At 54.9% G+C, this 23,957-nt stretch carries 21 protein-coding genes; 7 read left to right on the top strand and 14 right to left on the bottom strand.

The features are described from left to right. The first annotated feature begins 23 nt into the window (after positions 1 to 23). Genes ACR0EN_RS19540 through ACR0EN_RS19550 form a run of 3 tightly spaced genes read left to right on the top strand, consistent with a single transcriptional unit; the run spans position 24 to position 6,096 of the window. Positions 24 to 2,402: a GcvT family protein gene (locus ACR0EN_RS19540; protein WP_480588367.1), complete on the top strand. Its 2,379-nt coding sequence runs from the start codon at positions 24 to 26 to the stop codon at positions 2,400 to 2,402. Further along, positions 2,399 to 4,780 (top strand): GcvT family protein, encoded by a 2,382-nt coding sequence (locus ACR0EN_RS19545; protein WP_480588369.1) that lies wholly within the window; start codon positions 2,399 to 2,401, stop codon positions 4,778 to 4,780. The genes ACR0EN_RS19540 and ACR0EN_RS19545 overlap by 4 nt, the downstream gene beginning before the upstream one ends. Next, complete coding sequence (locus ACR0EN_RS19550; protein ID WP_480588371.1) at positions 4,777 to 6,096, top strand: aspartate aminotransferase family protein; 1,320 nt, start codon at positions 4,777 to 4,779, stop codon at positions 6,094 to 6,096. The genes ACR0EN_RS19545 and ACR0EN_RS19550 overlap by 4 nt, the downstream gene beginning before the upstream one ends. On the opposite strand, the gene ACR0EN_RS19555 is transcribed toward ACR0EN_RS19550, so the two are convergent. The 5 genes from ACR0EN_RS19555 to ACR0EN_RS19575 all read right to left on the bottom strand — a co-directional run bounded on the left by ACR0EN_RS19555 (position 6,087) and on the right by ACR0EN_RS19575 (position 11,047). Next, entirely contained in the window at positions 6,087 to 6,521 is a 435-nt protein-coding gene (locus ACR0EN_RS19555) for a DUF2306 domain-containing protein (RefSeq protein ID WP_170818652.1), read from the bottom strand. The two genes, ACR0EN_RS19550 and ACR0EN_RS19555, sit on opposite strands and share 10 nt — an antisense overlap. A gap of 187 nt (positions 6,522 to 6,708) precedes the next feature. Next, positions 6,709 to 8,202 (bottom strand): cryptochrome/photolyase family protein, encoded by a 1,494-nt coding sequence (locus tag ACR0EN_RS19560; RefSeq protein ID WP_480563030.1) that lies wholly within the window; start codon positions 8,200 to 8,202, stop codon positions 6,709 to 6,711. Positions 8,203 to 8,211: 9 nt separating this feature from the next. Next, the gene (locus tag ACR0EN_RS19565) at positions 8,212 to 9,453 is read right to left on the bottom strand and encodes an FAD-binding domain-containing protein (protein ID WP_480588374.1); all 1,242 of its coding nucleotides are present in this window, start codon (positions 9,451 to 9,453) and stop codon (positions 8,212 to 8,214) included. Then, positions 9,450 to 9,587, bottom strand: coding sequence for a DUF2256 domain-containing protein (locus ACR0EN_RS19570; RefSeq protein ID WP_170396003.1), 138 nt, complete (start codon positions 9,585 to 9,587; stop codon positions 9,450 to 9,452). The genes ACR0EN_RS19565 and ACR0EN_RS19570 overlap by 4 nt, the downstream gene beginning before the upstream one ends. Then, complete coding sequence (locus ACR0EN_RS19575; RefSeq protein WP_480588413.1) at positions 9,584 to 11,047, bottom strand: cryptochrome/deoxyribodipyrimidine photo-lyase family protein; 1,464 nt, start codon at positions 11,045 to 11,047, stop codon at positions 9,584 to 9,586. The genes ACR0EN_RS19570 and ACR0EN_RS19575 overlap by 4 nt, the downstream gene beginning before the upstream one ends. On the opposite strand from ACR0EN_RS19575, the gene ACR0EN_RS19580 reads away from it, so the two are divergent. After that, entirely contained in the window at positions 10,958 to 11,434 is a 477-nt protein-coding gene (locus ACR0EN_RS19580; protein ID WP_480588417.1) for a hypothetical protein, read from the top strand. The genes ACR0EN_RS19575 and ACR0EN_RS19580 overlap by 90 nt on opposite strands. Positions 11,435 to 11,519: 85 nt before the next feature. Here the strand turns inward: ACR0EN_RS19580 and ACR0EN_RS19585 are convergent, their stop codons facing one another. The 4 genes from ACR0EN_RS19585 to ACR0EN_RS19600 all read right to left on the bottom strand — a co-directional run bounded on the left by ACR0EN_RS19585 (position 11,520) and on the right by ACR0EN_RS19600 (position 14,894). Continuing rightward, a complete protein-coding gene (locus tag ACR0EN_RS19585; protein WP_480588376.1) occupies positions 11,520 to 12,848 on the bottom strand; it encodes a sensor histidine kinase in 1,329 nt (442 codons plus the stop codon). Then, on the bottom strand, positions 12,848 to 13,507 hold the full coding sequence (locus tag ACR0EN_RS19590; protein ID WP_480588378.1) for a response regulator transcription factor: 660 nt from the start codon (positions 13,505 to 13,507) through the stop codon (positions 12,848 to 12,850). Before ACR0EN_RS19590 ends, ACR0EN_RS19585 begins: the two co-directional genes overlap by 1 nt. A gap of 38 nt (positions 13,508 to 13,545) precedes the next feature. After that, positions 13,546 to 14,184, bottom strand: a complete 639-nt coding sequence (locus tag ACR0EN_RS19595) for a PepSY domain-containing protein (RefSeq protein ID WP_480588380.1) — start codon at positions 14,182 to 14,184, stop codon at positions 13,546 to 13,548. A gap of 134 nt (positions 14,185 to 14,318) precedes the next feature. Next, entirely contained in the window at positions 14,319 to 14,894 is a 576-nt protein-coding gene (locus ACR0EN_RS19600; protein ID WP_170566465.1) for a hypothetical protein, read from the bottom strand. A gap of 31 nt (positions 14,895 to 14,925) precedes the next feature. Between ACR0EN_RS19600 and ACR0EN_RS19605 the strand changes: the two genes are divergently transcribed. Further along, positions 14,926 to 15,489 (top strand): coiled-coil domain-containing protein, encoded by a 564-nt coding sequence (locus tag ACR0EN_RS19605; RefSeq protein WP_170566463.1) that lies wholly within the window; start codon positions 14,926 to 14,928, stop codon positions 15,487 to 15,489. A gap of 253 nt (positions 15,490 to 15,742) precedes the next feature. On the opposite strand, the gene ACR0EN_RS19610 is transcribed toward ACR0EN_RS19605, so the two are convergent. Next, the gene (locus tag ACR0EN_RS19610) at positions 15,743 to 15,931 is read right to left on the bottom strand and encodes a hypothetical protein (protein WP_170818647.1); all 189 of its coding nucleotides are present in this window, start codon (positions 15,929 to 15,931) and stop codon (positions 15,743 to 15,745) included. A 329-nt stretch (positions 15,932 to 16,260) separates the two neighbouring features. Here ACR0EN_RS19610 and ACR0EN_RS19615 point away from each other — a divergent pair, with 329 nt between their 5' ends. Beyond that, on the top strand, positions 16,261 to 16,647 hold the full coding sequence (locus ACR0EN_RS19615; protein WP_255612012.1) for an excinuclease ABC subunit A: 387 nt from the start codon (positions 16,261 to 16,263) through the stop codon (positions 16,645 to 16,647). Positions 16,648 to 16,884: 237 nt separating this feature from the next. On the opposite strand, the gene ACR0EN_RS19620 is transcribed toward ACR0EN_RS19615, so the two are convergent. Further along, a complete protein-coding gene (locus ACR0EN_RS19620) occupies positions 16,885 to 18,321 on the bottom strand; it encodes an arylsulfatase (protein WP_170818673.1) in 1,437 nt (478 codons plus the stop codon). Between the two features lie 354 nt (positions 18,322 to 18,675). On the opposite strand from ACR0EN_RS19620, the gene ACR0EN_RS19625 reads away from it, so the two are divergent. After that, positions 18,676 to 20,520, top strand: coding sequence for a DUF3604 domain-containing protein (locus ACR0EN_RS19625; protein WP_480588383.1), 1,845 nt, complete (start codon positions 18,676 to 18,678; stop codon positions 20,518 to 20,520). A gap of 197 nt (positions 20,521 to 20,717) precedes the next feature. Here the strand turns inward: ACR0EN_RS19625 and ACR0EN_RS19630 are convergent, their stop codons facing one another. From ACR0EN_RS19630 to ACR0EN_RS19640, 3 genes are read right to left on the bottom strand one after another with little or no spacing between them, the layout of a single operon-like run. Next, positions 20,718 to 21,959: a dipeptidase gene (locus ACR0EN_RS19630; protein ID WP_170626120.1), complete on the bottom strand. Its 1,242-nt coding sequence runs from the start codon at positions 21,957 to 21,959 to the stop codon at positions 20,718 to 20,720. A 51-nt stretch (positions 21,960 to 22,010) separates the two neighbouring features. Then, positions 22,011 to 23,189, bottom strand: coding sequence for a carbohydrate porin (locus ACR0EN_RS19635; RefSeq protein WP_170612993.1), 1,179 nt, complete (start codon positions 23,187 to 23,189; stop codon positions 22,011 to 22,013). Next, positions 23,186 to 23,890: a DUF3299 domain-containing protein gene (locus ACR0EN_RS19640; protein ID WP_480588386.1), complete on the bottom strand. Its 705-nt coding sequence runs from the start codon at positions 23,888 to 23,890 to the stop codon at positions 23,186 to 23,188. Before ACR0EN_RS19640 ends, ACR0EN_RS19635 begins: the two co-directional genes overlap by 4 nt. Positions 23,891 to 23,957 lie beyond the last annotated feature (67 nt).

Here is a 23,957-nt window from a genome sequence, read left to right on the forward strand (position 1 = left end):
AGCTTGCGTCAACAGGGGTTTGCATGAGCCGCATTTTGATCATTGGCGGCGGCGCAATTGGCCTTAGCGTAGCCTATCATCTTGGGAAACGCGGCGCAGATGATGTCACGTTGCTAGAGCGCAACCAGTTGACGTCGGGCACCTCCTGGCATGCGGCGGGGATTGTTGGCCCTTTGCGCGCGACGCCCAATATGACGGTACTTGCCTCTGCCGCGCTTGAGGTCTTTCCGGCGCTGGAGCAAGAGACAGGCATGTCCACCGGATATCGACGCACCGGGGGTTATTGGCTGGCGCGCGAACCGGCGCGCATGGACGAATTTCACCGGATTGCTGACCTCGGCGCGACGCAAGGGTTAACGCCAGCGGTGATCGCTGCGCGCGATGTTCCGCTGCCCGCGCTCGATCTTTCAAAACATGTCGGCGCATTGCATGTGCCGGAAGACGCCAATGTGAACCCGGTCGACCTATGTATGGCCTATGCTCGTGCCGCCAAGACCCTCGGTGTAACGATCCGTGAAGGCGTCGAGGTCGAAAGACTGATCACCGAAAACAGGAAAGCAAAGGGCGTGGCACTTGCTGACGGCACCACTATGGAAGCGGACCAGGTGGTCATCGCGACAGGAGCCTGGTCGCGAGAGCTGGCTGCGACTGCCGGGGTCGCGCTACCGCTCCAGGCGGTTGAGCATATGTACGTTGTGACCGAACCCTTCCCCGATCTGCCCGACCCTTTCCCAGTGATCCGCGATCTGGATCGAGGCATCTATATCAAGGGCGATGCCGGAAAATTGGTGATTGGCGGATTTGAACCCAATGCCAAATGCTGGAACCCATACGGGCCAGAAGGCAACCGACCTTTCCTTGAGATGGCAGAAGACTGGGATCAGTTTGCCCCCTTTATGGAGGCGGCTTTGGAGCTTTGTCCCGCGTTGGAGCACTTAGGCGTGCAGCATTTCATGAACGGCCCCGAGAGCTTTACCGCCGACACACGCCCACTAGTCGGGGAAACTGACGTTGATCGTCTGTTTGTTGGCGCAGGCATGAACTCGGTGGGCGTTATGTCCTCGGCCGGGATCGGACGCGCCTTGGCCGATTGGATGGTCGATGGCCAACCGCCAATGAACATGTGGGAGGTGGATGTCGCCCGGGTCGACCCACTTACGGCAACGCCCGCGCATTTGGAAGCACGGATGGAAGAGGCCGTCGCGGACCTCTTCAACCTGCATTGGCCTTACAAACAGCCCAAGGCCGGGCGCGGGATGCTTAGGTCCGCACTGCATGATCGATGGGCTGCCCTTGGGGCGCAGTTTGGACAAACCGCCGGGTGGGAGCGAGGGCTTTGGTATGGCGAGGCGCAGGCGTATTCTATTGGCGCTCAAGGATGGTGGCCGATTACCCAAAACGAAGCTGCGTCTATGGCCAAGGGCACGGCCCTGATCGACCTCAGCCCCTTTACCAAGATAGACGTCACGGGGCCGCGTGTTCTTGACGCGCTGAACCAGCTTTGTACCGCGCAGATGGACGTCGCTATCGGCAAAGCAGTTTACACCCAAATCCTGAACGACCGTGGCGGGATCGAGATGGATATCACCGTCTCTCGTCTCGCCGACAGCCGTTTCCATATCACATCGGGTGCCGCGACCCGTGCTCGTGACTTTGCGTTCCTGCGACGCAATCTGGCCGATGGCGTGACGCTGACGGATGTGACCGAGGAGTTTTGCACACTTGGTGTCATGGGCGCAGGCAGTGGCCCGGTGCTGCAGAAACTGGATGCCGGGGTCGCATGGGCAAATGCGCCAATGGGTCAGGTGTGCGAATTTAAGGTCGAAGGCCAAAGTGCGCGCGCCACCCGCGTAAGCTTTGTCGGTGAATACGGCTGGGAATTAACCCTTCCCAATGCTGTCGCAGTGCGCGTTTTCGACGCGCTCATCGCTGCAGGCGCTGCGCCGCTTGGGCACTATGCGCTTGATGGCTGCCGGATCGAAAAGGGCTTCAAACACTGGGGCCATGACATTGATCCGACCGTCACACCTTTGGAAGCGGGGCTTGGCTTTACCATCGACTGGAATAAGGACTTCACCGGCAAGGCAGCTTTGCAGGAACAAAAGGAACAGGGCACCCGCAAACGTCTTGTCCTGATGCAAATCGAAGGTTCGGCGTTGATGCTGCACGATGAACCCATCTTTGAAGAGGGTCGACATGTCGGGTTCACAACCTCCGGCGCGCGTGGACCTCGCACCGGGCTGAACCTTTGCTTTGCTCTTGTGTCCACCGACCCAAGTGAGGCGAAAGCTCAAACTTGCGCACGTAGTTTCACGGTAAAGGTCGCTGGCAAAGACTATGCTGCCACCCCGTTGCAGCGCCCGCCCTTTGACCCGAAAAATGAAAGGATGCGTGGACAATGAGCACCGTGACCAAGGCACAGGTTGTCATCATCGGCGGCGGCGCGATGGGCGTCTCGCTGATGTATCATCTGGTCAAAGTGGGTTGGACGGATGTGCTGCTGGTGGAGAAGAACGACCTCACCCATGGCTCAACCTGGCATGCAGCGGGCCTGTGTACCCATTTCGCGCACAATCCGACGATTCAGGAACTGCGTGCCACGTCCGTGCGACTCTATCGGGATATTCTGCCACAGGAGACGGGCCGTGACTGCGGGTTTCACACCACTGGCGCAATGCGGATCACGCGCAACCCGGACCGGATGGATGAGTTTCGCCATGTCGCAGGCCTGTCGGATTTCACGGGCTATCCGCTGGAAGTCCTGACACCCGAACGCATCGCCGAGTTGCATCCGCTGGCAAGACTCGACGGTCTGTTGGGCGGAATCTATGAACCCGATGACGGCCACGTCGATCCCACGCTTGCCACCAACGCCATGGCCGAGGTGGCGCGCCAGGGCGGCGCGCAGATCTGGCGCAACTGCCCAGTAACCGCGATCCGGCGCGATGGCGACCATTGTTTGCTCGACACGCCCAAAGGCACGGTTGAGGCGGTACATGTAGTCAACGCGGCTGGCACTTGGGGATGGGAAATCGGCCAAATGATGGGGCTGAACATCCCCTCTGTCCCGGTGCTACACCAATATCTGGTAACCGATACTGTACAGGTCGTGGAAGACCGGATTACTCAGGGGCTGCCTGAACTGCCGATCATCCGCGACCCCGAAGAAAGCTGGTATGTCCGGCAAGAACGCGATGGGCTGATCCTTGGACCTTACGAAAAAGAGGCACAGGTCTGGTCCGTGGATGGCGTCCCCCCCGAATTTGGTGCGGACTTGATGCCGCCTGACCTAGACCGGGTCGAAGATATCATCGAGGCGGCCATGGCACGCATTCCAGCGCTGGAAACTGGGGGCATCAAATCGGTCATCAACGGCCCCATCACCTTTACCCCCGACGCCAACCCGCTGATTGGTCCGGCGCATGGGTTGCAAAACGCGTGGTTGCTGACCGGCTCGTCCATGGGTGTGATGGAGGGCGGCGGCGCAGGCTGGTTCCTCGCGCATTGGATGACCCATGGCGCGCCGCCTATGGATGCGCTGGCAGTGGATAGTCGCCGCTTCGGGTCCTGGGCAGATCGCGACTATCGCGTGGCCAAAGCCATTGAGTGTTTCGGCTTACAATTTGGTGTCCACTATCCCCACGAGGAACGACCCGCAGGTCGTGGCCTGCGTCTGTCTCAATTGCATGAGCTGATGGTCGAACGGGGCGCGGTCATGGGAGCGGCCCATGGCTGGGAACGGCCAAACTGGTTCACCGATACACCCGGCGCAGAGGCGATTGAAACCTTCCGCCGCGCCAATTGGTTCGATGCAGTGGCCGCCGAGGTCGATGCCGCCACCAACCGCGTTGCGATGGCCGATCTTTCGGTGTTCTCGAAATTCGATGTCACCGGGCCGGATGTGGCGGCGTTCCTTGAGGCGCTCGGATCCAACCGCGCGCCAGAACCGGGGCGCATCGGCCTGACCCATGTGCTAACACCAGCAGGTGGGGTATTGTCGGAGCTCACCGTCACAAGGTTGGCCGAGGATCATGCCTACCTGACCTGCGCGGCTGCGGCCGAGGAAATCGACTTGGATCAGTTGATCAAGGCAGCGGCGGCCTTCGAGGTCACCGTTACCAACCGCTGCGAAGATCTGGCCGTGATCGGTGTCATGGGCCCGAAATCACCCGATGTGTTGCCCGAACTCACCGGCATGCCGTGGCTCACCGCGCAGGCAACCGAGATCGCTGGTATCCCCGTGCGAGCCCTGCGCGTGTCCTACCTTGGGGAATGCGGGTGGGAGCTGCATGTTACGCGCGATCAGGCCGTTGCGCTTTTCACCAAACTGGAAGAGACCGCCCAACCCCATGGCCTTGGCTTTTATGGCGCCTATGCCGCCAACTCGATGCGGCTGGAAAAGGGCTATCGCGCTTGGGGAAGCGACCTGACAACGGAACGCAGCCCGCTAGAAGCCGGACTTACACCCTTTGTCCGCAAAGACTTGCGCAACACCCTGCGTCAAGAATGGGACATGGTTCTGCTGGAGATTGAGGCAGGCGAAGTCGATCCGTTCTATGCCCACACGCTTTGGCATCGGGAGCACCCGGTTGGGATCATCACCTCCGGTGCTTATGGCCATCGCACCGGCAAGGTGCTCGCACTGGCGTACCTGCGCGACCCAACCGCACGCGAAAACTTGACCGTTTCCATCCTAGGGCAGCACAGGCGGGCAACCATTCTGCCGCGTCCTCCATATGACCCTGACAATACCCGTTTGAAAGCTGGAGCCGCCAAATGATCGAACATCCCCTGCATACCGATTGGAACTTTGACAGCACCGCAGCGCGGCGTGATCGGTTCTATGCAGCCTCACTGACCCGTTTCACACCGTTCCAGGAACCAATCGTATTTCAGAAGGGGCAAGGTCAGTATTTGTGGGATACGGACGGGCGGAAATACACGGACCTTCTGGGAATGAACGTCTGCATCTCTGTCGGCCATTCGCATCCCCGGGTCGTCGCCGCAGCGATGGAACAGGCGCAAGAACTCACCCATTGTACGACCATGTTCTATCACCCGACGCCTGCGCATTTGGCAGAGGAACTCGCCGCCACAATGCCAAAAGGTCATGACTGGGTGGTGCATCTTACCAATTCGGGGTCTGAGGCCATCGACCTGGCCATGACAATGGCGCGGACCTTCACCGGCAATCTTGATTTGCTCGCTTTGAGGACCGCCTATCATGGACCGACCGCTGCAGCGCAATCAGTCACGGGTATTTCTGGGTGGCGGCACCCGGGCATGCCCGGCAACGTGGCCTTTGTCGCTGATCCGAACCAGTATCGCGGCATTTTTGGCCCCGGCACTGCGCCTTATCTTGATGAGATCACACACACGATCAATGCCGCTACATCCGGCCAGGTGGCCGGGATTTTGGTTGAGAGTGTGCAAGGTTATGGCGGTATCCACCAGATGCCGCCGGGATACATGTCGGGGGCGGCAGAACGAGTACGCACAGCAGGTGGGCTCTATATCGCGGATGAGGTTCAATCCGGTTTCGGCCGCACTGGCGATCACTTCTGGGGGTTTGAGGCGGACGGCGTGGTTCCCGATATAATTGTTATGGCTAAAGGTTTGGGCAATGGCTTTCCTATCGGCGCCGTTGTGGCCAAGAAACATATCGCAGAGCCAATGGCCGAGAAGTTCATGTTCCACACCTATGGAGCGAACCCGACCTCTGCTGCCGCCGCGCGTGCCGTCCTTGCGGTAATGCGCGATGAGGGTTTGCAAGAGAACGCAAAGACCGTTGGTGCAAAGCTGTTGGAGCGCCTGAACGATCTGAAAGCCAAGCATAAGGCCATCGGAGATGTTCGAGGCCACGGTCTGATGCTGGCACTGGAATTCGTGATCGACCGCGACAGCAAAACACCTGACAAGACGATGACGTCCGAGGTCTTCGAAGCTTGCCGCGCACAAGGAATTATCTTATCGAAATCCGGTCCGTTCCAGCAATGCCTACGCATGGTGCCCCCGCTTTGCCTGTCTATGGAGGATGTGGATCAAGTCATAACGAGTCTAGATCAGGCGCTAGGCGATGCGGCGATTCAGATATGAACAGCACCAAAAAGTGTAGTGTTCATGACGCGGCCAGGTAACAGCGTGAACAAGCCCGTTACCACAAGCGCCAAAACAAATAGGGATATCATAAGCACCTTGTGACGGTTGATGTCTCCCTGACGTGCCGCCTTGCTCGCCAGAAAAAGGCTAACAAGTGTAACCGGAATCAACAGGTGGATGGGAGAGTAGCTCCCCCATAACCGTGTCTCGTGCATGAAAACTGCGGTAAACGCCGTTCCCGCCATAAGTAAGGCCCAAGCATATCCGAACAGCCGATGACAGTGGTTCACCTGATAGGTGCATGATGCCTTAATGACTGAGACGCGCGGCACGATCTTTGTAGCTTTTGGACCAAGCTTGCTGCCAGCGCGGGCTGATGAGTTGTGCCCTCCTTTTTTCGTCGACTTTGAGCCTTCGGCCATCGATCCGCCCATGTACAACCAGCGCACCCGATACCTCTTCGCAGCTGATATATTTATCGGGATGTGCTGCTTTCCAGGTGATCAATCGGGCGCTTTCGTTTTGGGCATTGTTCTTTGCCAACCAGTGCCAAAGCTGATCTTTGGATGTGATCACGATCTCGTCCATGGTGCCCCAGGTAGATCATGTTCAGGTTATCCGCTGCAGAAAGGCTTCGGCGGTCGTGACGTGCTTGTCTTTGACATCCGAGGACATGCGCTCAGCCGTGCGGCACATCATTGCCCATCTTGGATTGCTGGCAAGCGTGCCCGCGTGTTTCAGGATGAAGCGCCAATACAGACCATCCCATATGTCGGCCCACGGCCCTTTGCCCCAATGGCTCATTTTGCGGATGTAGTTTGAGCCGGAAAAATAGGGCTTCGTTGTGATCAGCCCGCCGTCAGCATGCTGGCTCATGGCATAGGCGTTGGGAACCATGACCCAATCATAGCTGTCCACGAACATCTCCATGAACCAGCGGTAAACATCGTCAGGATCGATCTCGCAAAGGAACATGAAGCCACCCAGAACCATAAGCCGCTCGATGTGGTGGCAATACCCGGTTTTAAGCACCCTGCGGATCGTGTCGTCCAGCGGATCGATCCCTGTGCTGGCGTCGTAGAATGCGACTGGCATAGTGCGGCGATGGTTCCAGTGATTTGTGGTCCGCATCTTTACGCCTAGGTCATCATAGGTCGCCCGCATAAATTCACGCCATCCGATGATCTGGCGGATGAACCCTTCCACCGAATTCAGCGGAACATTTCTGCGATAGGCATGGGCGAGCGTTGTATTCAAGACTTGTTTCGGCGTCAAAAGTCCAATGTTCAATGCGGGCGTCAGGACAGCGTGCCAAAGCCAGCTTTCGCCTTCGACAATGGCATCCTCATAATCGCCAAACCGATCAAAGCGCCGTTCCAAAAACTGATTTAGCCAGTCGGCAGCTTCTTTGTGGAATGTTGGGTAATAAAGACGATCCAGTGTCCCCAGAGCGTCCGGAAACTCGGCAAGAACGCTGTCTTTTGCCGTTTGATCAATTGCATCATGGGTCGGCCAATCAATCCAAGGCAGGCTCTTGAGCAGCGCTTTGGGGACTTTCTTTCGATTGTCTTCGTCATAGCTCCACTGCCCGCCCACCGGTTGATCGCCATTCATCAGCACGTTCAAACGGCGGCGTTGGCTTTTGTAGAACTCCGCCATGAACCAGCGCTTTCTGCCGGTCGACCAAGCCAGGTTATAGTCTTGTGTGTTCAAGAAGCCTGGGGACGGCTTTAAGTTGATTATGATGTTTGTAATACCCGCCGCCGCACTTAGGCGTTTTTCGGCGATAAAATCGACAGGATCGACCATGTTCACTTGATCAACGCCGAGTTCTTGCAGGTTCTGAAATAACCGCAAACACGAACCCGCCTCCCGTTCATAGGGCCAGATCGTCGCGTCGAAACCCTGCCTAATCAGATCGTCGCGATATCGGGCCATCGATGACCGGTGCAGCCAAAGCTTTTGCTTGTGCATGTTGGCGGGATAGATCGGGTCGCCAAAGAATAGAGGGTCTTCAAAGAGCACCACTTTGTCCGGCTGGGGAGTCAGACTGGGATGTTGAGCAAACAGTTGGTTAGGGAGCAGCAGGGCAGCGGTTGACAAACTGAGATCTCACTTCGTTACAGCGATAAAATTCAACTGGCTCAGAACGTTCGGTATCTTTTTCTTTAGTCCGAAAAATCCCGCCTTCGCGTGGGGCCATGAGACAGCGTCGTAAGGGCGAATTAACCGTTCCAGCGTCAGGCCTGCTTCTCGCAAAATAGGCTCAGCACGATCTAACCTGGACCGTACCGGACCTATTGGCGCATAAGCAGTCGCAATTCTTCTTACTCCTGCACTTTGCGCAGCTTCAATTATTGGCAGACTCCAATCATCGGCAGATTGCGCACGCACTTCATGGTCTGACAAAACGCTGTTCATTGCTTCTTTTGCAAAATTCACCGGGATAAATCCAACCGGATTAGGGGAGCGACCGTGGGTTGCCAAAAGTCCTACCACTGCAACGGGCGGTACGGGCATGATGGATGCACCGGTCATGTCATCCTCGCTTACTAGCAATAGAAATGGCTCTTTCGGCTGCATTTGAAGAATTGGAAAAGAAACACGTGGGTGTTCTACCGGTTCGGTCAGCGGTTCTGCGAACTTGGCCAACCCAGTGGGGCGAAATCGGCCTTCGGTATATTTGGCGATGTTGTCAGGTCGGGCGAGGTAGGTCTTGCCTTTCGTGTGCAAGCCCGCGACCCATCGCCAGCTCAATGTGTTCGACGCCGGATCACCATCAATCAGATGTCGCAAAAACAAGTCAGCGCCCAACTGCCAAGGCAGACGCAAGGTGAATATCCAGATTGAGGCAAACCAAATCCGCGCATGGTTATGCAGATAACCGGTGCCCACGAGTTCTTTTGCCCAATGATCAAAGCAGTCTATGCCGGTATTGCCTGACACTGCATCAGTATGGCGGCTTGCCAATGACGTGTCGTTATCAAGTGAGTTAAGCGCGCCCATCAGGTCGCGTTGATAGTGTGACCAGACGCTTGGTCTTTGTTCCAGCCAACCTTTGAAGTAAGCCCGCCAAAAAACTTCTTGTACAAACTTCTCAGCAGTGTCGGGACTGTGCGACGCCAATACCCGTGTAAGCACCTCCTCTTCGGTCAACAAGCGATGGCGGAGCCATGGTGACAAGACTGATACATTGTTGCGCCGCTCGGTCCCAAAATCGTAGTTCCGCGTGCGAGCATAGTCCTGTCCAGCACGCGTCACGAATTTCTCTAGCCGTTTAAGGCCACCCGCGCGCGTCGGGCTGAAATCGACGGTCTCGGGTAAAGTAATAAGTTCCGGGAACAGTTCAGTCATGCGGCGGATCTGCATTTTTTTGAGCAGTACTTAACCTCATCCCAGACCTTTTCCCATTTCTTGCGCCAAACAAACGGACGCTGACAGACTGAGCAGATTTTCTGTGGTAGATTCGCTTTTTTTCGCATCTTCATTCGGCGTCTCCGCGTGGTAGACTGAGCTGTGCTAGATCCTCTGTCGATCCTGTGCGTTTAAGTGTTCTTTTACCGGATTTTCTGCTGGTGTGTTTTGACATGATCTTTTTGGATCCATCGCGGAATTCATCGCCTCTGCGGACCCTCCAGACCCTTTCGCGCGCGGCTTTGACGGCCGCCATATGATCAAAGACGCGTGCAGGATAGGCAAAGCCTATGATCTGCCCTGCGTTCGGTGCCGTCCAAGGTTCATGGATGTACGGGTCAGAGATCGGTGCCAATTCGGGCACCCATTTTCGAATGAACTGCTCATGCGGGTCCTGATCACACCCCTGTTTCACTGGATTGTAGATGCGCACCGTATTGATGCCCGTGGTTCCCGATTGCATCTGCACTTGGCTACAATGAATACCCGGCTCGTAATCCGAAAACATCCGCGTCAAATGCAACCCCGGAGCCCACCAATCAAGCCAGAGGTGATAGCTAGCCGTGGCCATCACCATTGCCCGCATCCGAAAATTCAGCCACCCAGTCGCTGAAATTGACTGCATGCAAGCATCAAAATACGGATACCCCGTTTCACCCCTTGACCATGCGGAAAGTAAATCCGCGTGGGGCTCCCGAGGACGAAGACCATCGTAGAGCGGATTTAAATTCTCCGACTCCATCCGCGGTTCGTCCTCAAGCTTTTGAATAAAGTGGCAATGCCAATGGAGCCGGCTGGAATATGATCGGAGAGATTTGCGCCAATTTCTGGCATTCGCAGGCAATGAACGACGCTGTCGATCCGTCGCTTGCTTCACTTCACGCATCGAAAACGCACCCCATGCAAGATAAGGCGAAATGCGCGAGTACGCGACTGGGCCCTCAATAGGGTTCGACACTTCGCGCCGATATCGTTTGCCGCGGCTGATCAGATAACTATCCAAGGAATCAAGTCCCGCACGGCGGCCAGCAAATTGGCGGTGGGCGCATGGATCATCCGCCAGGTTAAGGTCACACCGGATCGGCGTGGGGCCGAGCTCTATGTCTAAAGGGGTAAGTTGCGTTGACGAAGACACGGGCCGCTCCATAAACTCTGTCCAACGGGCCGCCCAGCCATCGCGGGATTTAAGCGGGCGAAACACACCATGGTTCTGAACCTGGGTCCAAGGAATACCTCTCTGCCTGCACCACGCGCTAACTTCACGATCCCGCCGATAGGTCCAATCATTTCCCTTTTCATCATGTGACCAAAGGGCTTCGATTAGTCGGCAGGTCGCCAAATCAGACAGCACCTGTGTCACCCGACCCATACGTACGATGAGCAGTTGGCCCAAGTCCGCTAAATCTCCACGCAATTCAGCAAGTGTTTCGGCAACAAAGTCCCAATGTCGCGCCGCGGCATCGGGTTGCTGCCAAAGCTCGGGCTCAACCACATAAAGCAGCAAAACCGGACCGATACGAGACGCCTGCGCCAGCGCCTCATGATCATCGACCCGGAGATCGCGTTTGAACCATACAACCTGCACGTAATCTCCTTTTTGATAGAATACGTGAAAGCTCTTACGTTGGATCCGCCGTCCGACAAGTCCCCTACCAGTGTCAGACTTGAGCACAATGATCTCTGGCAAACCGCACTCAAACAAGAACTCGAATGTCCACAAATTTTTCGGTTCGATACTGCTCCGATTTCGCGTTTGCACCGAATTTCCATTCTTAGGAGCTACGTAGCCGGGTATCTAAAGGTAACTGGAAAGCAAGTTTGGGTCGTTCGTTTATGGCTCAATGTCAGCTCTGGGCGCATCGGTGCGTTTGGGGTGAGGCGCAGCATTTGGGAGATTGGGCACGAAGCAGTCGTTGTTTGAATTCAACTCAATGTCTGCTCTACGGACAAAGCCGCCTTTTGATTACTTGCGATCAACGACTATTTCTAACCAGATGCGGCCACCTTTAGCTTGATATAAGTACTCGGCAGGCCAAGCCGCCAAGGTCCGCTGATTTCTCCAGTTTCAGTTTGCCACCATAAGCGTTCATCAGATCAACACAGATTGCCAAACCCAATCCTGTGCCGCTGACAGAGGTATCCAACCGACCTCCAGATCGAACTACTCCGTCAAGTGCATCCTCCGGAATTCCTTGTCCGTCATCCTCAATGCAAATCTCAATGCCGCCGTCTACACGCTTTGCGGCGATGTGAATTGTTGTCCGACACCACTTGAGCGCGTTGTCGAGAAGGTTTCCAATCACCTCTTCGATGTCCTGAGTATCCATTCGAACCTGAATCCCATCCTCGCAATCTGTCGTCAGAGATTTTCCTTCGCGTTCCGCCATGACCGAAAACAGTCTGGATAACCTGTTGACGGAATTGGTAAGGTCAGTTCGTGAATGCGTAAGTTCTGCGGTGTTCGACGCACGCATACGCGCAAGTGAGCGCTTTAGCTGAGCATCAATTCGATTTAACGCGTCATCTGCAGGTTCGATATCTGCACCCGCGTCCGACAAAATCGCCAGTTCATTTCTGAGAATTGCCGTCGGTGTTTTGAGCGCATGTGCCAGATCCGCAGCTTGTCGCCGAGAACCAGACACAATTTCACGATTCCTGTGAAGCAATTTATTTAGGTCCTCAACAAGCGGCGAAACCTCTTCTGGGTAGTCTTCCGGAATCAAGTCATCTCCTTTGTCCCAGCGATGCACCACATCTGCGCGCAGTTTTTTGAGTGGGCCAATAATTGCTGACATCAAAAACAACGAACCGGCAACTCCAATCAAACCAACCAATCCAAAAACCGGTAGCAAGTTGTTTTGCGCGGCTCTGCGTTCGCTTATCAGCTCTCGCCTGCTTTCGGCGACCGTTACGCCCCACTCGGTTCCGTCTTCGAATGTGATTCTCTGATATGCGCTACGAACGGCTTCGCTGTCCGGACCTGTGGTGTTCCAAACGATTGCCTCTTCGCTCACACGTACAGGTTCGGAAATTGTCTCGTCAAAGAGCGAGGCTGATGTGAATGTAGCCCCGTTTCCATCGGTAACCTGCCAGTATCTGCCTGAATACGGCGTTCCATAGGCTGGATCGAATATCAGTTCGCGCAATGCCTCAGGGTTATGCGTCGTTGCGCTCAAACCGACAACGAGTTGGGTGTGCCGGTCACGTAGCGTCTGGTCGAATTGTTCCAGAACACGTGTGTTGATGTACGAAAACACAATCAACGTTCCGACGCCGACAGAAAGCGCGCCTGTCGCAAGGCCGCCAAGCAAAGCGCGTTGGCGCAGCGATAACATCAGGCCGTATCGATCATATAGCCGCGTCCTCTGACCGTTGTAATAAGGTCAGAGCCCAGTTTCTTTCGCAGCCGGGTTATGAAGACGGCAATGGTGTTCGAATCCCTGTCACCGTCATATTCATAGATATGCTCTGACAACTCGGTACGTGACACCATGCGTCCGATGTTGTGGGCAAGGTATGTCAGAACTGCGATCTCTTGCGCCGTCAGATCGACAGGAATGCCGCCCACGCTGACGCGACCGTTTCGCGTATCGAGCATAACGTCCCCCATTTCGATAACCGGGTTCAACTGACCGCTTTGTCGGCGCAAGATGGCCCGTACACGAGCGGCAAGCTCGGGCATGTGAAATGGCTTGGTCATATAGTCATCAGCACCTGCATCAAGACCATCCACCCGCTCGCTCCACCCATCGCGGGCGGTGAGGATCAACACGGGTGTCTTGACGCCCACGCTGCGCCATTCGCGCAGGACAGAAATACCGTCGCGTTCCGGCAACCCGATGTCGAGGATGATCATGTCGTAAGGTTCGGTCGCACCTAGGTGCAGGGCGTCAGTACCATTCTTGGCCACATCTACCACGCGGCCTTCTGCGCTAAGAAGTTTCTTAATCTGCTCGCATAGCTGCGGTTCATCTTCGGCCAGAAGTACTCTCATATTCAAAAACTACAGTCACAACTGCTTTGGTTTAAGCCCTATTTTTTACCGTTGCCCTTGCCGTTCCCGCCAGAGTTCCCGCCGCCGTTCCCACCGCTGTTTCCGCCACCATTGCCGCTGCCGTTACCACCGCTATTACCTCCTCCGTTTCCACCACCATTTCCACCTCCATTGCCGCCGCCGTTGCCATTGCCGCCGCCGTTGCCGCCGCCGTTGCCATTGCCACCGCCGTTTCCACCAGCATTGCTATTGCCACTGCTTTTGCCGTTGTTTCCACGGCTCGCAGAAGCTCCACGATTGCTGTTGGTGTCGCGGCTGGTGTTGGCGTTGGCGGGGTTCGAACGGGCTGCTTTTGATATTTGACGCCCAACGCTGGATCGATTGGAAACGACTGTACCGGTCTGTGCATTCACAATGACACTGACAATTTTTCCATCGGGCTTTTTGACTAGAATACGATAGTAAATTTGATCAGCCTGAAACGCGCGCGCATCGACTGGAGTCCCGCCATAGGCTTTTTCGACACCTTTGATAACCCGTTTCAAACGAATGGTGTCCCCGGTCAGGGTCGCTTTGCGCAGTTCACCTTGCTTGAGCTCGCGTGTCTGGGCAGCCGCTTCCCCAAAAGGCAAAGCAACAAGCAGGCTTGCAACCACCAAGATCACCTTCGCGCGCATGAAAGTCCTCGTATTTCGCGGCTAGAGACTACGTCTTTCGACATGAACCGATGATGAACAAGCAGTTAGCCCTGCGTTCAAGCACCCTCAAGTTAAATGGCAAGGAGCATTGGGGATTCGTGCTTGAATCGAGACTATTGAACATAGCGAGTTGTTTCAGAAAACTGATACCCGCTGATTTCCACCGAGGAGGTCGATATGAAAATCACCAGTTTGAGACTGCTAAAAGCATCGACCCTGGCAATCGCGTTGTTGGGATCTACAGCCATCGTAGCCACCGTTGCGGTGCCGGATATTGCATTTGCAAAGGAGGGCAAAGGCAATAGCGGTGGAAAGGGTAACGGTGGAGGCAACGGCAAAGGCGGCGATAAAGGAAACGGTGGAGGCAACGGCGGCGGAAAAGGCAATAGCGGTGGCAAAGGGAACTCCGCCAGCGGAGATCGTGGTGACCACAGTTTCGCCGGTAACAAAGGCGGAAAGAAAGGTGCCGACAAAAGTTTTGGTGGCCGAAACACCGGGAAATCCAAGACAAAATCTTCGCGCTCTGCTTTGGGCAAGGGCGGTCGTTTTTCCTTGAAGGATATCTTTAGCGGCAAAGGCAAGTCGAGAACGGTTGCCACATCTGGAAAACGCTCGACCACCAGCGGTAGCAAACAAAAGCCCAGGACGTACAAGAAGCCTTCGAAAACAGTAATTGTCGAAGAGTCCATTCGCCCAGCGGTCAGGGAAAAGGGGAACAAGATGGCGGCACTTCTTGGTGCCCACCCGTCTGAGTTAGGGGCGCTCAATGCCGCCAACGCCAGCGCAACTGCATTAGAAAATGCAGCGCCCAATTCCCGCGTAGGCCGAATTGCCAATTATCGAGATACTGTGTTGGCCGGAGAACCCTTGCGCGAAGAGCTTGAGGAACAATTGGAAGAGCTCGCTGGCTTGGAGCCGCCGGAGCGGACTGTTCCTGAGATTGAAGAAGACCTGGAAGCCGCGTTGGGTGAAGTCCAGGAAAACCAGGAACGCGTCGAGGATCTCGAACAAGCGCTGGAAGACGCAGGCGGAACGGACCCAGAGATTGAGGAGCAATTGGATGAAGCCCGCGCTGATTTGGACTCTTCGATCGAAGCAGCGCAGGAGCTGAACGATGAACGTCAGGCTGCCGTCGAATACGAAGAAGCGACTGAACAGGTGCAAGAACTGGCTGACCAGGTCGAGGAACAGGAATTGACCGAGCGAGAAGCCCTGGAAGCGGCCGCAAACAAGCCCGTGACCGACGCCGTTGAACATGAGGTAAAGGCGCTGTTGGGTCTGTAACGAAAGACAACAGCTCTCTGCGTCAATCAACCCTCAGTACTGACCACTCACGGAAGTACTGAAACCCGGGTCAGCCAAAGGCTTCACAGGATGGGTAGCGGCTGGCCGGATACTTTTGCATATCAAAGGCTACGCCCTTTTTCCCTAAGGCTTAATAAAGAAACCCCGCCCCAAAACTGGAGCGGGATTTAGTTTTCAATTCCAATATCTAGGACGAATACCGGGAATTGTTTGGGGGTCTGCTGAACTGCCTTCAGACGTTGTTATGTGCCTCGGAAAGCCGCTTGTTTTTGACGATCTGTGTTAATGCATTTTCGATAGGAGGGAAGCGACCACTGCTCGATTTGGTGGTGGTTGACAAACGTTCTCCGGCGACTTTGCCGGAGGTTTGCATCACAGCTGTTGTGCTGGACTCTTCAGTCACAAAGGCAGACTTGATCATGCGTTTCCCCTTGTCAGCGATCAAACGGAACAACGTCCCGTACGATCTAACACCGTCACTATGCCTGAGACTGTTTGAACACTCTGAGAATACATTGTTCACGTTCAGTTAATGTTGTTCGCGAAATAAAGACAAACGAATAGGCGGGCGACCAGATGGAGGAAGAACATCCCGTTTTGATGCTTTAGTTGAATTTGCGATGACAATCGCAGCCGATGATTTCAGCTCGTGATCAAACTGCTGCATCGGAAAGCGACTCTTCGCTTATGAACTCGCCAAGGCCCATTCAAGATCATATCTAAGCTAAGAAGCTGAAAAAGGCGCTGGGAATGAAAAAGATTGTTGGGATTCTGGCGGTGGCACTGACCGTGCAAGGCGCGTCATTTGCGAACGCCAGTGTCAGCTTGTGGAGCCTTAGCACGGGGCACGTTAGCGGAACCGGCGCTACCTCGCCGATCCATGTGAAATCCAAATCCGGACATTGTCCGCCGGGCTTGGCAAAAAAGGCAATCCCGTGCGTACCGCCTGGACAGGCAAAGAAATATCGACGTGGCGATTACATCTATGATGGGTATGTCCGCATTGATGATCCCAGCCGTTGGGGACTACGGCGCAACGGATATTACGTGCGTGCCGGAGATTATGTTTACGAAGTAAACCGTGAAACACATGAAGTGCTGAACCTGATAGGGGCAATCGCCGACATTCTGAATTGAGAGCTGGTATCGCTCACCACCTTGAAGCACTGTTTGCGGCCATTCGGTTGGATTGCGGCAGTCGAAAGTATGGACTCGCTGCGGCCATTCACTGTGGTGCGCTTGGACTGGTGGTGAGAGCCCTGAGCGGACCTTGATCGCCGTTTAGGGTTTCGCTCTTGCAGCAAGTCGCGAACTGCAAAAAAGGTCGTTAGACCTAATGACGACTAAAGGCGAGTGTGCAGACAAAGACGCCGTTCAGTTTTTGGGTGGTTCGTAGGGATCGGGCGTTCCCGGTGGAATCGGAGGGTATTCCTCGAAGGTAGCGATGTGCTCTTGCAGCTGCGGAAGCGCCTTTTCGACCGCCCACGTGTAAGGGAAAAGTACACTTTCGCGCTCGTGTGGATCGTTCAACAGGTTGTAGACCCTTGGTGTGTCGAAAGACTCCGTTGCACCAAAAGCCGTCGTATTCTCTTTGAAAAGAACTTTCCAATCCTTCCATTTTACGCCGAATATTTGCTCGCCCATGTAAACGATCACGCCTTCTCGGTTTGAATTTGGCTGGACACCAAGAAAGAACTTCGACTGGTCGATACCATCAAAGGCCCTGTCATCAGGCACCTTGCCGCCTGCAAATGCCGCAAGTGTCGGATAGAGGTCCATCGAATGGACAACATCGTTGCTTGCTGAACCCGCGGGAATCTTACCCGGCCACTTGATCGCAAAAGGCACCCGCATGCTTCCTTCGAGGCTGGTGAACAGAGTGCCACGCCAGGGCCCGGCGGTGCCATGTACCGCTGGCACGGGCGAGACATTTGCGTTTCCAACCGGAAGAGCTTCGGGGCCATTGTCAGCAGTAAATATCACCACAGTGTCGTCGGAAACACCTGCCGCCTCGATCGCATCAACGATGCGCCCGACATAGGTATCCGTTTGAAGCAGAATATCGGCCCAAACACCATTACCGGTGGCGCCATCAAATTCCTCGGACGCGATATTTGGATAGTGAGTCTGAGTATAGGCAAGATAGATAAAAAACGGCGCTTCTTCGGCACTCTTCGCTTTGATAAACTCGATAGCCTTTTTCGTCAGGTCGCCGTCTATCTCGCCGCGATAGTCGAGATCGTAGTCCCGCGCGATGGTTGCTGGCTCACCTGCAACACCCTGCATCACAACAGGCTCTTCCAAGTTGGCTTCAGCAAATCCCGGAAGCGTGCGCCAGACTGTAACGTCAGTGGTCTCAACTCCGAAAAATTCGTCAAATCCTTGATTCGTTGGATATCGTCCTTCGGTCCAGCCAAGGTGCCACTTGCCGTACATGGCCGTGTTGTATCCCACATCCTTTAGCATCTCGGCCATCGTGAGTTCCCACTGAGTTAGGCCGTAGACACCGCCGCCTAGTGGGACCGTGTGGTTGCCGCTCCGGATGCCATATCGTCCCGTCATGGTCGCTGCGCGGGACGGCGTGCACTGGCTTTCCACGTTGAAGTTCGTGAGTCGCAGTCCCTCCGCAGCGAGGGCATCCATCTCGGGGGTCGCTGTACCTCGGATTATGCCACCTCCATTGAACCCGGGTTCACCCCAACCAAAATTATCTAGAAATATGAATACGATGTTTGGTTTATCTTGAGCTGAAGCTCCCGTGGCAAATTGAAGGGATAAGGCCAGTAGGAATGTTCGCGACAACCATTTCATAACAACGCCTCCAATCAAGATCACAGGTTCAAGTCTGACGATCCAGGCCACAAGTCGTCAAGAACACCCACTCGTTGCGGTATTTTCTCACAACGGCTGAGCGTTAAAGAATTGGGCGAAGCTGCGGTCCGATTTTGGTCGATCTTCCCCCGGGGTCCTTGTGCAAAACTAAGAAAAACTGTTGTTTTCCTTGACGAACAGCCGGCTCAGATGTTGCCATGGGCTGGCATTCAGCTCGGCTGGGAGGTTCAAATGAAGTTTTTTCTGACGACATCAACAGCAATAGTTTCCGCAGCATTCATAACAAGCTCTTCACATGCTCAAGAGGCCGCTCAAGGTGGGCAAGTTGGAGAGATGACCATATCAGTTGATGATATGCGTGAACCCGCGCCTGCTGATTTCTCACCTTATGCAGATCGAAACTTTCCTACACGACCTCTGTGGGGTGACACTCACCTGCACACATCAAATTCGCTCGACGCGCGGGGGTTTGGCGTCATCCTCAGCCCAGACGATGCTTATAGATTTGCACGCGGTGAGGAAGTCACTACGTCGCACGGCCTTCGGGTGCAGTTATCGCGTCCCCTCGACTGGCTTGTCGTATCCGATCACTCTGATGCCATGGGCGCCATGAATGAAATCGTAGCAGGGAACTCCACTCTGATGCGAGACCCAACGCTTCGAGACTGGAACGAGCGCCTCAACGCTGGTGGGGACGTTGCGCTTGGTGCAACAATGGAAGTTATTGAAACCTTTGCGGGCATCACCGGAGACGCTCTTCCCGAGGCTGTTTCAGATCGCAGGTTCGTACAATCCGTATGGGACGAGTTCACGCAAACTGCAGATCATCACAACGCCCCCGGCACATTCACTGCGTTCATCGGGTACGAATGGACGTCCACAGAAGGAGGCAACAACCTCCACCGCAACGTGATCTACCGAGATGATGCCATTCGCGCACGGCAGATGCTGCCATTCACAACCGCAGAAACTTTTAATCCCGAACGTTTGTGGGACTGGATGGAAACTTATGAACTAGAGACCGGCGGCCGTGTGCTGGCCCTTGCCCACAACGGTAACGTCTCCAATGGCCTGATGTTTCCTGTCGAGACCAACCCTGAAACGGGTGAACCATTGACAGAAGATTACGCAGAGCGGCGCGCCAAGTGGGAGCCGATGTATGAGATCACCCAGATCAAGGGCGATGGAGAAACCCACCCGTTTCTCAGCCCGAATGATGAGTTCGCGGACTATGAAACCTGGGATAAGTCAAATCTGGGTCCGACACCCAAAGAAGACTGGATGCTTCAGTACGAATACGCGCGTGAGGCTTTGAAGAATGGTCTTAAACTAGAGGCTCAACTCGGCACCAATCCATACAAGTTCGGAGTAGTGGGCTCGACCGACAGCCATACGGCTTTGGCAACGGCGGAAGAAGACAATTTCTTTGGCAAACACTCCGGTGTCGAACCGGAACCTGGCCGTTGGCAGCATGTCGTTGGCGAGTTCGATACGACAAGGATTCTTGGGTGGGAAATGGCAGCCTCAGGTTACGCTGCAGTCTGGGCAGAAGATAACACGCGCGAAGCGATATTCGATGCCATGGAGAGGAAAGAAGTATATGGGACGACTGGTAGTCGCATCGCGGTTCGCTTCTTTGGTGGCTGGGACTTTACTGAAGCTGATGCAAAATCTCGTTTGCCCGCCGACGTCGGATATGAAAAAGGCGTTCCGATGGGTGGGGACCTCGCAACCGCTACAGAAGGCGCGGACGCCCCGACATTCCTGGTCGCTGCCCTGAAAGACCCGTTTTCCGGCAATCTCGACCGTATTCAGATTGTGAAAGGCTGGTTAAATGCCAACGGCGACACTGAAGAGCGGGTTTATGACGTGGCATGGTCGGGAGACCGCGAACCTGATGCGGACGGCAACCTACCGGCGGTGGGGAATACTGTGGATGTTGCAACGGGTACGTTTACCAATTCGATAGGATCCCCGGAGCTGATCACTGTTTGGACGGACCCTGAATTCGATCCTTCTGTGCGGGCTTTCTACTACGCCCGCGTCCTGGAAATTCCCACACCGAGGTGGACAATTTACGATGCCGTTCGGTTCGGAGACGAATTGCCTGCTGAAGTGCCGACCTCAACACAGGAACGCGCTTACACTTCGCCAATTTGGTATACTCCCGGGGGGTGAAATATACCAAATACCTACGTCGTTGCTGTAAAAGCCCGGCAGTTCAGGTCGCCGCAACATTAGGCTAATCCGTTCATGCGACCGTCCGCTAAGAGCTAAACTCGGTCATTCGCAACCGATCGTAAAAACGTCCGCTTTGGGACCGGACGAGAATTTACGGCACATTTTTTGGGAGGGTAGAGGCAAGCTCCAGACGGTTACCGTGAATAGAATCCATCACGAAGTTCTTGCCTCAGGCGCAAACGCTCAGGGTATTCTTTCATGAATTGCTCGGGTGGTTTGCCTTCCCAAACTTGCGCATAAACCCGCATCTTGTTGCCGCCATAGATCTTTGCAAGGTCCTCGTTTGAATAGCCCCGCGCCCAAAGGTCATCGGTTATCGCCGCAAGGATTTTGGCGAGTTCGCCGTTGCCGGTAGCCCCTTTGTTGAACGCGTCGATCATGTAGCCGCCATCATCGTACATACTCGCATTGTCAGTCGCCCACTGCACGACGAGTTCAAGTGAGAACATGTCATCCGTTGCGATTCCGACATGGTCAACTCCTACAAGTCGGACGTAATAGTCGATCATGTCAGCGGCCTGCTTGGGTGAGATATCTTCAGGCCAGACGCCGTCCATCATCCATTCAGTGAAGGTCGGAGAAATGTAGCCGCCCGATTTGGCCGCGCGCAGCGCCTCGTCGTCGGGAATGGCACGATAACACCCGCGCAGCGTCGCATTCGGTTCATTCGCGTAAAGACCAGCAGGGACAGAGTGCGTGTAAACATAAGGCACACCGGGATAGGTCTCATCCATGTAGTCCATTGCGTCATTGGCCGTTTTTGAGCCAGTATGGCTCAGGTCCAGCAGGATACCGAACCTCACCATTTCATCGATGACCGACTTCCCCCAAGGGGTCAGACCAATATCGCGCCCGTTGTAGGCCGCCAATTGTCCTGAACCTGTGCGGAAGATGTCATTGTAGGCCAGGATCATACTCTTGATCCCCATATCCTTGAGCACCGCCATCTTCTTAAGGTCGCCGTCAAGGATCGTGGCCGTTTGGCTGTTCCAGATGACCGCCGTTTTGCCTTGTAAATGGGCAGCTTCGATATCGCGGGTTTCATTCACAATCAGGTAGTTTTCCGGTTGCTGCGCCATGGCCGCACGGAAGTGGTAATGCTGATCCAGAAAGGTTTCGAAAGACATATCTGCAGCAGCCAGCGTCATTTCGTGCCCTGTGATACCGTTCTCGCGAGCACGCTCAAAGTATGTGTGAAGCTGCTCGTCTTCGGTCCAGCCGGTGCCGTGGGGGCTGGCCAACATGCCAAGGACAATTGCGTCCTGCACAAATTGCTTCGCCTCATCTGACGCTTCCCAAGTCTTGCTTTCCTCGCTGGCGTTCAATGCGCCCCCAATAGCAATCGCTATGGCACCTAGGGCTAACAAGGTCTTCATGTCCGAACCTCCCAATCTACTTTGCTTTTTGGTTGCCACTCTCGAACCACCTCAGAAAACGATCCGGGTTCTTAGACCGAACAGCATAATGCTATCCTGCGTGGGGTTCAGCAGCGGGTCAGAAATGAACTGCAGTGATGGCGTGATCTGCAGCCCGGGTGATATTGAAAAACGATAGAATGCTTCGAGCGTGAACTGATCACCGTCTATGCCCCTTGCCTCGGCCCAGTTCAGTCCCAGCCCGGCCAGATCGGTATTGCGACCGTAATATCCCAGACCTGCAGAAACGGACCGATCATAAAGCGCCGCTGTCCCTTTTGAGGCCCCTGCCCTGAAGAATGGCATCCATTTATTGCCAACAAACCACGCCGCTGAAAACGCGGCCCCGTAGTCTTCTGGACGGCTGCCATCGTCGGCTGCATCCGCGTGCCAAAGGGTCAGGTGGATATTGTCAAAGTAGATGCGATCAAAGCCGGAGGTGTAACCAAGCTCGAGTGACTTGAAGAGATTACCATCGCTAAACACATCAAAGTTTGGATCAGACGGGTCGGCGTTTGCGTCTGAGATGCTCGCAACAGCGTAGAAGTTTTCGCTCAGCTTTACTCCACCGGCAATGCCAAGGCCTTGATTGGGTGTGTTAATAGTCGGATTGGTATTGAAAGACAGGTTCTGGAAACCGCTGTATGGGCTGACCAACCCATAAATGTCCACAAAGTCCGTTACATCAATCTGCCCGACTTGCAGCGTCCACGCGCCGTTCTCGGCCCTTTGCGTCCAGAATAGATTGGTCAGCAGCAAACCATTATCGTTGAAGGCTGTCCCAGTGATCGAAAGTGCTCCGCCATCCAGCCCAAGGAATTGCGGGGCAACATCGGTGTAACTGTGCCGGTCTTCGATCTTGAATGTCAGAGAGCCGCGTTCAGTTGCCTGCCAACTGCCGTAAAAACGCGCAATTCCGCTTGCCGCTTCGCCGGTTCCCAGATCAGCATTCGTGGATTGGCCCAATGCCAAGTAATCAATGTTGAACCGAAACCCACCCTCAGCCAGCCGGTCTTTCCACTGAAACCAACCTGGTGCGATATTGCGTGGAAAATCGGTACGGTATTGCGGATCGGTTAGCCCATCGCCGGGCTCTAGATCAGCTTCAACTGAAGATGGTCCGGATAGTCCTTGGGCCGACGCTGCGCCAGCAAAGGCAATACTCAATGCGGCAAACAGAAGTCTTATCATTCAGACGTCTTTGCCCCGCTGGTCTTGCGAGCTCCCGCCGCCCGGATGCGATCGGCGGTGCGCTGCCTCCATTCAAGCCTGTCTGCTTCAGTCTCCAGAGTTTCGACACGTTCCGTCTCCAACTGGAACGTCGCATTCATAGGCATAAGGCCGTCCACAACCATCATGTTCTGAACAGAAGGATTGATGGTCAAAGTGCCCGTCAGCCGAACGGGTTCGTGGAAATAGCTGGGCGTCCAGTCGCCGTTCAGCCGTACACGGATCATTTGGTTGGGCGGAGGTGGAGGCATGTGACTGCACATCCCGCGTTCCGGCACCAGATACGCGACAGGTCGCCCGTCCGGATCACTCGGAGCGGGAATGGCAAAGCCCGCGAGTGTGATTGTTTGACCGTCGAATTGCGGATTTCCGTTTGTACCAGCCTTTCTTCGACGTTCTGTTACGACCTCTCGCTGATCGAGTAGCCAGTCGACATCAATACCATCTGCCACCAAGGCATCCTCAGTCTCGGTCAGAAGCTCTTGCCATTTCTGCCTTTCTTCATCGCTACCAGATTCCCGCTGCAATCTGCCGCGCAGTCGTACGACGTAAAGGACATCGTCGAATTGTTCAGCGCTAAGTTCGCGATAGGGGTCTTCAAAGACCTGCGCGGACGGGTCAGGCAGGTCAGACCAGTCTAACGCGGTTCCTGGCGTCGCCATGACAGGATGAGCACACCAAACCAACCCTGCGAATACTATGGAGCGGAAGCAATGTCGCATAAATACT

The organism is Ruegeria sp. AB7, from assembly GCF_056542625.1.